Origin of the sequence: Nocardioides sp. TF02-7, assembly GCF_022437945.1 — a bacterium.
Classification (GTDB): Bacteria; Actinomycetota; Actinomycetes; order Propionibacteriales; family Nocardioidaceae; genus Nocardioides.
Genome location: NZ_CP092535.1, coordinates 4,672,641 through 4,683,624, shown reverse-complemented (window position 1 = coordinate 4,683,624; position 10,984 = coordinate 4,672,641). Strand labels below are relative to the sequence as shown.

Here is a 10,984-nt window from a genome sequence, read left to right as displayed (position 1 = left end):
CGGACCCGCCTCCGTAGGGTGGCCGGGTGAGCGTCGACGCCCTCCTCCAGCCCAGCGACCTTCCCCCACCAGCTGCCCCGGTTCGCCGACATCGGCGACGACGACTACGGGCCCGCGCTCGACGAGGCGATGGCCGCCCAGCGCGCGGCGGTCGCGGCGATCGTGGACAACCCCGAGCCGGCGACCTTCGACAACACGGTGGTGCCACTGGAGCTGAGCGGGGTCGCGCTCGCCCGGGTGCTGCGGGTCTTCTGGAACAAGGCGGGGGCCGACTCCAACGACCAGGTGGACGCCGTCCGGGCCGAGTACGCGCCCCGGCTGGCCGCGCACGAGGACGCGATCCGGCTCGACCCGGCGCTGTACGCGCGGCTCGAGGCGGTGCACGCCGGTCGGGAAGGCCTGGAGCCGGAGGCGCGCTACCTCGTCGAGCGGCACGTCACCGAGCTCCGGCTGGCCGGGGCCGCGCTCGAGGAGGCCGACAAGCAGCGGCTCCGCGAGCTCAACGAGCGGATCTCCGCGCAGGAGACGGCGTTCGAGCTGGCGCTGCAGGCCGACAGCAACGACCTGGCACTCGTCGTCGACGACGCCGCCGAGCTCGACGGCCTGACTCCTGGCGAGGTCTCCGCCGCGGCCGCTGCCGCGCAGGCGCGGGGGCTCGACGGCAAGTACCTGCTCACGCTGGTGCTGCCGACCGCCCACCCGCACCTGGCGTCGCTGACCGACCGGGACGTACGCCGCCGGCTGTCGGCCGCCCAGCGGGCGCGGGGCAGCCGCGGCAACGAGCACGACACCCGTGCGCTCGCGCTCGACGTCCTCCGGCTGCGGGCCGAGCGCGCGCGGCTCCTGGGCTTCGCCAACCACGCGGAGGTCGTCACCGCCGACAACACCGCCGGCACGCCCGCGGCCGTGCGAAGCATGCTGGAGCGGCTCGCGGCCCCGGCCGCCGCCAACGCGCGCCGCGAGCACTAGGCGCTGGCCGCGCAGGCCGGGTTCGAGGTCGAGGCCCACGACTGGGCGTTCCACGCCGAGCAGGTCCGCGCCGAGCAGTACGACGTCGACCTGGCGGCGTTGCGGCCGTGGTTCGAGGCCGAGCGGGTGCTGCGCGAAGGGGTCTTCCTCGCGGCCAACCGGCTCTACGGGCTCGTCTTCACCGAGCGCGACGACCTCGACGGCTACCACCCCGACGTGCGCGTGTTCGAGGTGCACGAGGAGGACGGCACCCCCGTCGGCCTCTACCTGCTCGACCTCTACACCCGCGACTCCAAGCGGGGCGGTGCGTGGATGAGCAGCTTCGTCACCCGGGCCACCCTCCTCGGCACCGACACCGCGGTCGTCGTCAACAACCTCAACGTCCCCAAACCGGCGGCGGGCGAGCCGACGCTGCTCACCTTCGACGAGACCCGGACCCTGTTCCACGAGTTCGGGCACGCGCTGCACGGCCTGCTCGCCCGGGCGACGTACCCGAGCCTGGCCGGCACCGCCGTGTTCCGCGACTTCGTCGAGTACCCCTCGCAGGTCAACGAGATGTGGATGCTCTGGCCGGAAGTCCTCGCCAGCTATGCCGTGCACCACGAGACCGGCGAGCCGATCCCGGCCGAGGTGGTCGAGCGGCTCGAGGCGTCCGCGACCTTCAACGAGGGGTTCGCGACGTCGGAGTACCTCGCCGCCGCGCTTCTCGACCTCGCCTGGCACGAGCTCGGGCCCGACGAGGTGCCGACCGACCCGGACGAGGTCGCGCGGTTCGAGCAGGCCGCGCTGGCGGCCGTGGGGCTCGACCTCGCTGCCGTGCCGCCGCGCTACTCGACGCCGTACTTCGCCCACAGCTTCAGCTCCGGCTACGCCTCGGCCTACTACTCCTACATCTGGAGCGAGGTGCTCGACGCCGACACGGTGGCGTGGTTCAAGGACAACGGCGGGCTCACCCGCGCCAACGGCGACCTCTACCGGCAGTACGTCGTCGGCATCGGCGGCACCCGCGACCCGCTCGGGTCGTACGCCGAGTGGCGCGGGCGGCCGGCACCGATCGAGCCGTTGCTCGAACGGCGCGGCCTGGCGTGAGCCGAGTGGGCTGAGCGGGCTGCGTGGGCCGAGGGTCTAGGAGCGGAGCCGCACCCGGAGGATCCGGTCGCCGCTGCCGTTGGACGTGGTCACCAGCAGCGACTTGCCGACCGTGGTCACGCCGCGGAGCCGGCCGAAGTCGCGCAGCCGCGCGGGTGCCTTGGTCCACCGGAGGCGGCCCTTGCCGTCGAACTTGACGAACATCAGCCGCTGGCCGGCGAGGCACGCCACCGCGAGGGTGCCGGAGAGGCGGCCCCAGCCGCGCGGCACGAAGGAGGCACCGGAGGTCGCGATCGTCGGGGTGCCGGAACGCCAGCGGGCGCTGACCTGCTTGCCGGGCAGCGAGTGGTCGGTCAGCGGCACGGACTCGTTGTAGCCGGGCACCGGGTTCCAGCCGTAGTTGCCGCCCCGACGGAGCAGGTTGACCTCGTCGTCGCGGTGGCTGCCGTGCTCGACCGACCACAGCGAGCCGTCGGCCCGCTGGGCGAGCCCCCTGCACGTTGCGGTGGCCGTAGGTGAAGATCAGCCGCCGGGGGCCGTCGGCCTTCGCCCACGGGTTGGTCGGCCAGGCCCGGCCGGTGAACCGGTTGACGCGCAGCGTCTTGCCGCCGAGCGAGCGCAGGCTCTGCGGGTTGCGGCCGACGGCGGCGTCGCCGGTGCCGACGAGCAGCGAGCCGTTGCGGGCGATGAGCAGCCGGCAGCCGCCGTGGCGGCCGGTGACCGTCGGCAGGCCCCGCACCAGCACGCGGACCTGCTTGGCGCGGGTGAGTCGCTTGTCGAGCTGCCACGAGATGACCCGGATGTCCTTGCGGCCGCCGCCGAGCCTCCAGCCCTGGCAGGTGTAGATCCGCCGGTTGTCGGCGAAGCCGGGGTCGACCGCGAGGCCCATCAGCCCGGTCTCGCCGCTGTTCCAGACCTTGCCGCTTGGGAACGCGAGGTTGCGCTTCCTGCCGTTGGGCCGGACGAGCGTCAGCTTGGCGGAGTCGCGCTGGGTGACCAGCAGCCGCCCGTTGCCGATCGGCCGGACGTCCCACGGGTTGGCGAGGCCGCGAGCCACCACCGTGACCTTGAGGTTCGTCGCGCGGCGCGGCGCGTCCTCGGCGGCGGCGGGCGCAGCCGGGGTCGCGTCCGCAGGGTGCGCAGCGGTGAGGGAGGACAGCAGGAGGGCGAGGGTGGCCACCGGGGCGGCGAGGATCCGCATGGCGACACGGTAACCCCTCAGAACGTGTGCTCAGACCCCGGGAACACGCCGTTCTTCACCTCGTCGTCGTAGGCGCGGGCTGCGTCGAGCAGCACCGACCTGAGGTCGGCGTACTGCTTGACGAACCGCGGCATCCTGCCGGTGCGCAGCCCGAAGGCGTCCTGCCACACCAGCACCTGGCCGTCGCACTGGTTGCCGGCGCCGATGCCGATGGTGGGGATCTCCAGCTTGGCGGTCACCTGGGCGGCGACCTCGCCGGGCACCATCTCCATCACCACCGAGAACGCGCCGGCCTCCTGGACGGCCTCCGCGTCGCGGAGCAGCCGCTCAGCGGCGTCGCCGCGGCCCTGCACGCGGTAGCCGCCGAGGGCGTGCTCGGACTGCGGGGTGAAGCCGATGTGGGCCATCACCGGGATGCCGCCCCCGGGTCATCCGCTCGATCTGCGGGGCCATCTCGACGCCGCCCTCGAGCTTGACGCAGTGGGCGCCGCCCTCCTTCATGAATCGGACGGCGGTGAGGTAGCCCTGCTCCGGCGACGCCTGGTAGGAGCCGAACGGCAGGTCGCCGACGACGAGCGCGCGGCTGACCGAGCGGCTGACGGCTCGGGTGAGCGGCAGCAGTTCGTCGACCGTCACCGGCAGCGAGGTGGTGTTGCCGAGCACGTTGTTGGACGCGCTGTCGCCGACGAGGAGCACCTCGATGCCCGCCTCGTCGAAGATCTGCGCGGTGAGCTGGTCGTAGGACGTCAGCATCGAGAAGCGCTCGCCGCGCTGTTTCATCTCGCGCAGGTGGTGGGTGCGGATCCGCTTGACCGGCTTGGGCGCCTCGGCTGCCCCGCCGTAGGGAGCGGTCTCCTCAGGGTTGCTCATCGTCGAGCTCCGATCTGTGACTCGCGGCCCGCCCAGCCTGACCTGGGAGCTGGGTCCACGTTCTCCTCCGGACACCGACGAGGCTATCCCCGCGGTCGCCGACGGGCGCTGTGTCGTCGCTCACCCCGCGGCGGCGCCACCCCTGGCAGCACGCGCCGCCGCCTCGAGGTCCGCGACGACGATCCGCCGCATCCGCAGCACCGCCTGGGAGACGGCCCGGCCCCGCACCGGGTCGGGGTCGGCCACCAGCTCGAACAGCCGGGTGGGGACCACCTGCCACGACAGGCCGTACCGGTCCTTCAACCAGCCGCACATCGACTCCTCGCCACCGTCGACGAGGGAGTCCCAGTAGTAGTCGACCTCCGACTGGTCGCCGCAGGTGATCTGGAACGACACCGCCTCGGAGAACACCGCATGGCCGGGCCCGCCGTCGACGGCGCGGAACGTCAGCCCGTCGAGCGTGAACTCGCCGACCATCGCCCGGTCGGGCTGACCGGGCCCGCCGGGCATCCGCGTCAGCCGGTCGATGGAGGAGTTCGGGAAGATCCCCGTGTAGAACCGGGCCGCCGCCTCGAGGTCCCCGTCGAACCAGAGGCACGGCTGGATGCGGGTGCTCGCGATGCTCATGCCGTCTCTGACCCTGCGCGGTCGGCGTACTCATCGGCTGCTGGTCCGCGCCCCCGGCCGAAGTGGCGCCAACCTTCCGACCCCCGGCGGCGTTGGATGGGTGGACGGAAGGGGCCGGATGGACGACGAGGGGTTCAGCGAGTGGGCAGGCGGCGTCGAACGACGCCTCCTGCGCTCGGCCTACCTCCTGACCGGTGACCTGCACCGCGCCGAGGACCTGGTGCAGGAGGCGCTGGTGAAGGTGGCGCTGCGGTGGCGCCGGCTGCGGCACGGCAACCCGACGGCGTACGCCCGCCGGATCCTGGTGCGCGACAACGTGTCGGCCTGGCGGCGGCAGCGCGAGACGCCGGTGGCGGACGTCGGCCCGGAGCGGCCGGTCTCGTCGGACCCCGACACCGAGATCGTCGTACGCCGTGCGCTCGCGCGGTTGACGCCGGCCCAGCGTGCCGTCCTCGTGCTGCGCCACTTCGACGACCTGTCGGAGCGCGAGACCGCCGACGTCCTCGGGGTCTCCGTCGGCACGGTCAAGAGCCAGAACGCCGCCGCGCTGGCGCGCCTCCGCACGGGTGCGCCGGAGCTGCTCGACCTGATCGGGAGGACGTCGTGAATCTGTCCGAGGTGCTGGACCGTGCGACGGACGCCATCGAGTCGCCACAGCTGGCTGGAGCAGCGCTCGGCGAGGCCCGTGCGCGGCAGGCCCGCCGGCGGTCGTTGGCGCTGGTGGCGGCCGTCGGGGTCGTCGCGACCGTCGGCGTCGGCACGCTGGCCGGAGGGCGTGGGGGTGATGACGGCCCCGGGCAGCCGGCGGCGCCCTCGTCGAGCAGCACGCCCGCCGGCGACGAGCGGGCGATCGGGCCGCGATGGGACCCGCGGTCGGTGCCCGAGGCGCCGCTGCGGCGGTCGGTGCTGCCGGAGTCCCTGGCCCCACCGGCGCTGCCGCCCGACGTCGCCGGTGCCCCGATGGAGGCCGCCGTCCTCGCCTGGCCCGCGGCCGGCCGGGACCTGCGACTGCTGGGCACCGACGGCGAGTGGCGGCGCGTGAAGGACACCGCCGACGCGGTCGCGAGCACCGGTGCGCCCTTCGCGCAGCCGGCGCTGTCGAGCGACGGCACCGAGGTGGCGATGGCGACCGACGACGGGTTGCTGGTGGTCGACGTGACGACGGGGGACCAGGAGGTGCTGCCGTGGCCGGCGCCCCTCGCGCCGCCGTCGGACACTCCGCCGGCGGTGGACTGGCTCCCCGGCGACGACGGGTTCTACGTCGCCACCTGGCCGCACGCCTGGTTCCTGGACCGGCAGGGCGCCGCCGAGCGGGCGCCGTTCGGCCACCGTTACGCCGGTGGCGTCGCGATCGACCCCGACGGCGGCTTCGTCGAGAAGCGGTACACCCACCACGACCTCCGGCTGTGGCGCGACGGCGAGGTCGTCGCGACCAGCACGGTGGGCCAGTGGGGGGAGCGGCTGGTCACCCGGTTCGGGCGGGTGGCGCTCACCGGCGGCGGCAACGGCCTGCCCGGCGACGGCGGGCCGCTCGTCCTCGACGCCGAGACCGGGGAGGTCGTCGGCTACCGCCCGATCCGCGACCGGGGCGCGATCTACACCGACAACGGGCACCTGACCGCGCTCGGGTTCCTCGACCCGGACACGGCGCTCTACGTGGTCGGCCCGGCCCGCCGGGAGGACCGCCGGCTCGTGGTGGACGCCTGGCACCTCGTCGCCTGGGACCTTCGCAGCGGCGACTTCGAGCGGCTGTCGTCGGGTGGCGAGGCGATGTGGGGGATCGACGTCGCCCCCGAGGTCCTGGCCGGTGGGTAGCCGCACGGTCGAGCTCGTTGACGGACTGCTTCGCTCGCCCGGTCCCTAGACTCGCGGCGTGGACTTCTACTCGGCCTACGCCCAGGGGTTCGCGCGCGTCGCGGCCTGCACGCTGCCGGTCGCCCTCGCGGACCCGGTGACCAACGCCAGGCGGACGATCGAGCAGGCGCGGGCCTGCCACGACGAGGGCGTGGCGGTCGCGGTGTTCCCGGAGCTGGGCCTGACCGGCTACTCCGTCGACGACCTGTTCCTGCAGGACACGCTGCTGTCCGCGGTGCACGACGCTGTCGCGCTGATCGTCGAGGCGTCGGCCGACCTGCTGCCGGTGATCGTCGTCGGAGCGCCGCTCCAGCACGGCACCCGGGTGCTCAACTGCGCCGTGGTGATCCACCGCGGCCAGGTCCTCGGGGTCGCCCCGAAGTCCCACCTGCCCAACTACCGCGAGTTCTACGAGCGCCGCTGGTTCGCCCCGGGCGACGACCTGCAGGGCGCCGAGGTCACCGTCGCCGGCGCCGAGGTGCCGCTGGGTCCCGACCTGATCTTCACCGCGACCGACGTACCCGGGCTGCACCTGCACGTCGAGGTCTGCGAGGACGCGTGGGTGCCGGTGCCGCCGAGCGCGACCGCCTCGCTCGCCGGCGCCACGGTGCTCGCCAACCTCTCCGGGAGCCCGATCACCATCGCCCGCGCCGAGGACCGGCACCTGCTGGCCCGCAGCGCCAGCGCGCGCTGCAGCGCGGCGTACCTCTACGCCGCCGCCGGGCAGGGCGAGTCGACGACCGACCTGTCCTGGGACGGGCAGACGATGGTCTACGAGTGCGGGGAGATGCTGGGGGAGAGCGAGCGGTTCCCCGACGGGCCGCGGCGGACGGTGGTCGACGTCGACCTCGACCGGGTCCGCCAGGAGCGGCTGCGCCAGGGCACCGTCGACGACAACCGCCGCGCCGTCGGGGTCGACGAGTCCGACTTCCGCTGGATCCCGTTCGAGCTGTCGCCACCCGCCGGCGACATCGGCCTGCGGCGGAAGGTCGACCGGTACCCGTTCGTGCCCGACGACCCGGCCCGGCTCGCCCTGGACTGCTACGAGGCCTACAACATCCAGGTCTCCGGCCTCGAGCGCCGGCTCGCCGCCATCGGGCAGCCCAAGATCGTGATCGGCGTCAGCGGCGGCCTCGACTCGACCCACGCGCTGATCGTCGCCGCCAAGGCCATGGACCGGCTCGGGCGCCCTCGCAGCGACATCCACGCGTTCACGATGCCGGGCTTCGCGACCGGTGACCGCACCAAGTCCTACGCCACCCGCCTCGCCACCGCCCTCGGCTGCACGTTCGCCGAGCTCGACATCAAGCCCGCGGCGACGCAGATGCTGAGCGACCTCGGCCACCCATTCGCCGAGGGCGAGCCGGTCTACGACATCACCTTCGAGAACGTGCAGGCCGGGCTGCGCACCGACTACCTCTTCCGCCTCGCCAACCACCGCGGCGGCATCGTGCTCGGCACCGGCGACCTCTCCGAGCTCGCCCTCGGGTGGTGCACCTACGGCGTCGGCGACCAGATGTCGCACTACAACGTCAACGCCGGGGTGCCGAAGACGCTCATCCAGCACCTGATCCGGTGGGTGATCGACAGCCACCAGCTCCACGACGGTCAGTACGACGACGAGGCCGACGAGGTGCTGCGGGAGATCCTCGAGCAGGAGATCACCCCCGAGCTGATCCCCCACCGAGGAGGGGAAGAAGCCGCAGGCGACCGAGGACTCCGTCGGCCCCTACGCGCTGCAGGACTTCACGCTCTACCACGTCGTCCGGCGCGGCTTCCGGCCGCGCAAGATCGCGTTCCTCGCGTGGCACGCGTGGCGCGACGTCGCCGAGGGCGAGTGGCCGCCGGGGTTCCCGGAGGAGGCGCGCACGTCGTACGAGCTGGACACGGTGCGGCAGTGGCTGGTCGTGTTCGTCAAGCGCTTCTTCGCCAGCCAGTTCAAGCGCTCGGCACTGCCCAACGGCCCCAAGGTCAGCCCCGGCGGCACCATGTCACCGCGCGGCGACTGGCGGATGCCGTCCGACGCGAGCGCCGCGGCCTGGCTGGCCGAGATCGAGGCGGACGTCCCGACCGGGTAGCTCAGCCCCCGCCGACCCGGCTCATCTCGGCAGCTGTAGCCCGCCGACCCGGCTCATCTCTGCAGCTGTAACCCGCCGACCCGGCTCGTCTCTGCAGCTGAATCCGCCGACCCGGCTCAAATCTGCACGCGCCTTGCAGATTTGCGCCGGGTCGGGGCGTTGGCGGTGCGGAGATGCGCCGGGTCGGGGCGTTGGCGGTGCGGAGATGCGCCGGGTCGGCGCGTTGACGGTGCGGAGATGCGCCGGGTCGGCGCGTTGGCGTGATCCCGAGAGGCCCTAGGCTGCAGCCATGGGCAAGCAGGAAGACTTCGTTCTCCGCGCTCTCGAGGAGCGTGACGTCCGGTTCGTCCGGCTCTGGTTCACCGACGTCCTGGGGTTCCTGAAGTCGGTGGCGGTCGCGCCCGCCGAGCTGGAGGGCGCCTTCGCCGAGGGCATCGGGTTCGACGGGTCGGCCATCGAGGGCTTCGCCCGCGTCTACGAGTCGGACATGCTCGCGATGCCAGACCCGTCGACGTTCCAGATCCTGCCGTGGCGGGGGAGGGGCCGTCCACCGCACGGATGTTCTGCGACATCGTGATGCCCGACGGCTCCGCGTCGTACGCCGACCCGCGCAACGTCCTCAAGCGCACCCTGGCCCGGGCGGCCGACCAGGGCTTCACCTTCTACACCCACCCCGAGATCGAGTTCTACCTCTTCCGCGACGACCCGCGGCCCGGCGTCGAGCCGGTGCCGATCGACCGCAGCGGCTACTTCGACCACGCCGCCCACTCCCACGGCTCGGACTTCCGCCGCGAGGCGATCACGATGCTCGAGGCGATGGGGATCTCGGTCGAGTTCAGCCACCACGAGGGCGGGCCGGGGCAGCAGGAGATCGACCTGCGGTACGCCGACGCGCTGTCGACGGCCGACAACATCATGACGTTCCGCACCGTGATCCGGGAGGTCGCCCTCAGCCAGGGGATCTGGGCGACGTTCATGCCGAAGCCGTTCACCGAGCAGCCCGGCTCCGGCATGCACACGCACGTCTCGCTGTTCGAGGGCGACCAGAACGCCTTCTACGAGCCGGGTGCGGAGTACCAGCTGTCGAAGGTCGGCCGGCAGTTCATCGCCGGGATCCTCACCCACGCCAACGAGATCAGCGTCGTCACCAACCAGTGGGTGAACTCCTACAAGCGGATGATGTTCGGCGGCGAGGCGCCGTCGTACGTCTGCTGGGGGGCACAACAACCGCTCGGCGATGGTGCGGGTGCCGATGTACAAGCCGCTCAAGGGCCAGTCGACGCGGGTGGAGCTGCGCACGATCGACGCCGCCTGCAACCCCTACCTCGCGTTCGCGGCGGTGCTCGCCGCCGGGCTCAAGGGGATCGAGCAGGGCTACGACCTGCCGCGTGAGGCCGAGGACGACGTGTGGGCGCTATCGGAGGCGGAGCGCCGCGCGCTCGGCATCCAGCCGTTGCCGAAGAACCTCAACGAGGCGATCGAGATCGCCGAGCGCTCCGAGCTGCTGGCGGAGACGCTGGGGGAGCAGGTCTTCGACTTCTTCCTCCGCAACAAGCGGGCGGAGTGGGACGAGTACCGCGGTCAGGTGTCGGCGTTCGAGCGCGACCGGATGCTCCCCGTGCTCTGAGGCCCGTGCGCTGAGGCCCGTGCTCTGAGACCGCAGCGGGTGGGTACCGGCCCGGCATGTCCGACCTGCGTGCCCTCGTCCTCGTCTGCACCCTGAAGCCGACGCCGTCCGATTCCAGCTCCCACCTGCTGGCCACCGAGGTCGTCGCCGCCCTGGCCGAGCACGGCGTCGACAGCTCGATCGTCCGCGTGGTCGACCACGACGTGAAGTTCGGCGTGACGACCGACGAGGGTGACGGCGACGAGTGGCCGGCGATCCGCGAGCAGGTGCTCGCGGCCGACATCCTCGTGGTCGCGACGCCGATCTGGCTCGGGCAGCCCTCGGCGGTGTGCAAGTTGGTGCTCGAGCGGCTCGATGCCGAGATCGGCGAGACCGACGACGGCGGGCGGATGCTGACCTTCGGCAAGGTGGCCGCGGTGGCCGTCGTCGGCAACGAGGACGGCGCGCACCACGTCTCGGCGGAGCTCTACCAGGCGCTCAGCGACACCGGTTTCACCATCCCGGCCAACGCCGTGACCTACTGGGTGGGGGAGGCGATGCAGGGCACCGACTACCGCGAGAAGGTCCCGCGTCCGGAGAAGACGGCGCAGACGACCAGCACCCTGGCCGCCAACGCGGCGCACCTGGCGAGGCTGCTGAAGGAGAACCAGTACCCGCCGATAGCGTGAC

Annotated in this window: 5 protein-coding genes and 4 pseudogenes; 6 read left to right on the top strand and 3 right to left on the bottom strand. The window is 72.7% G+C overall.

All coding sequences use genetic code 11. The annotated features are described in order from the left end of the window. Positions 1-129: 129 nt before the first annotated feature. Positions 130-1,989, top strand: a pseudogene (locus tag MF408_RS24295) (M3 family metallopeptidase); the annotation flags it as partial. Here the strand turns inward: MF408_RS24295 and MF408_RS26345 are convergent. The 3 genes and pseudogenes from MF408_RS26345 to MF408_RS24285 form a co-directional block, all read right to left on the bottom strand. Continuing rightward, entirely contained in the window at positions 1,919-3,259 is a 1,341-nt protein-coding gene (locus MF408_RS26345) for a PQQ-dependent sugar dehydrogenase (protein WP_275693294.1), read from the bottom strand. The pseudogene MF408_RS24295 and the gene MF408_RS26345 overlap by 71 nt on opposite strands. A gap of 17 nt (positions 3,260-3,276) precedes the next feature. Beyond that, positions 3,277-4,129, bottom strand: a pseudogene (gene panB, locus MF408_RS24290) (3-methyl-2-oxobutanoate hydroxymethyltransferase). 120 nt (positions 4,130-4,249) lie between these two features. Continuing rightward, a complete protein-coding gene (locus MF408_RS24285) occupies positions 4,250-4,756 on the bottom strand; it encodes a VOC family protein (protein WP_240249717.1) in 507 nt (168 codons plus the stop codon). A 118-nt stretch (positions 4,757-4,874) separates the two neighbouring features. Here MF408_RS24285 and MF408_RS24280 point away from each other — a divergent pair, with 118 nt between their 5' ends. The 5 genes and pseudogenes from MF408_RS24280 to MF408_RS24260 all read left to right on the top strand — a co-directional run bounded on the left by MF408_RS24280 (position 4,875) and on the right by MF408_RS24260 (position 10,983). After that, positions 4,875-5,363: a SigE family RNA polymerase sigma factor gene (locus tag MF408_RS24280; RefSeq protein WP_240249716.1), complete on the top strand. Its 489-nt coding sequence runs from the start codon at positions 4,875-4,877 to the stop codon at positions 5,361-5,363. Then, the gene (locus MF408_RS24275) at positions 5,360-6,571 is read left to right on the top strand and encodes a hypothetical protein (protein ID WP_240249715.1); all 1,212 of its coding nucleotides are present in this window, start codon (positions 5,360-5,362) and stop codon (positions 6,569-6,571) included. Before MF408_RS24280 ends, MF408_RS24275 begins: the two co-directional genes overlap by 4 nt. A 58-nt stretch (positions 6,572-6,629) precedes the next feature. Further along, positions 6,630-8,688, top strand: a pseudogene (locus MF408_RS24270) (NAD(+) synthase). 289 nt (positions 8,689-8,977) lie between these two features. Beyond that, positions 8,978-10,315 (top strand): annotated as a pseudogene (locus MF408_RS24265) (glutamine synthetase family protein). A gap of 56 nt (positions 10,316-10,371) precedes the next feature. Further along, positions 10,372-10,983, top strand: a complete 612-nt coding sequence (locus MF408_RS24260; RefSeq protein ID WP_240249714.1) for a flavodoxin family protein — start codon at positions 10,372-10,374, stop codon at positions 10,981-10,983. Position 10,984 lies beyond the last annotated feature (1 nt).

Bases quoted from the DNA above. Each gene is read 5' to 3' on its own strand.
- MF408_RS24280 (WP_240249716.1), top strand. From the start codon at position 4,875: ATGGACGACGAGGGGTTCAGCGAGTGGGCAGGCGGCGTCGAACGACGC.
- MF408_RS26345 (WP_275693294.1), bottom strand. From the start codon at position 3,259: ATGCGGATCCTCGCCGCCCCGGTGGCCACCCTCGCCCTCCTGCTGTCC.
- MF408_RS24285 (WP_240249717.1), bottom strand. From the start codon at position 4,756: ATGAGCATCGCGAGCACCCGCATCCAGCCGTGCCTCTGGTTCGACGGG.
- MF408_RS24260 (WP_240249714.1), top strand. From the start codon at position 10,372: ATGTCCGACCTGCGTGCCCTCGTCCTCGTCTGCACCCTGAAGCCGACG.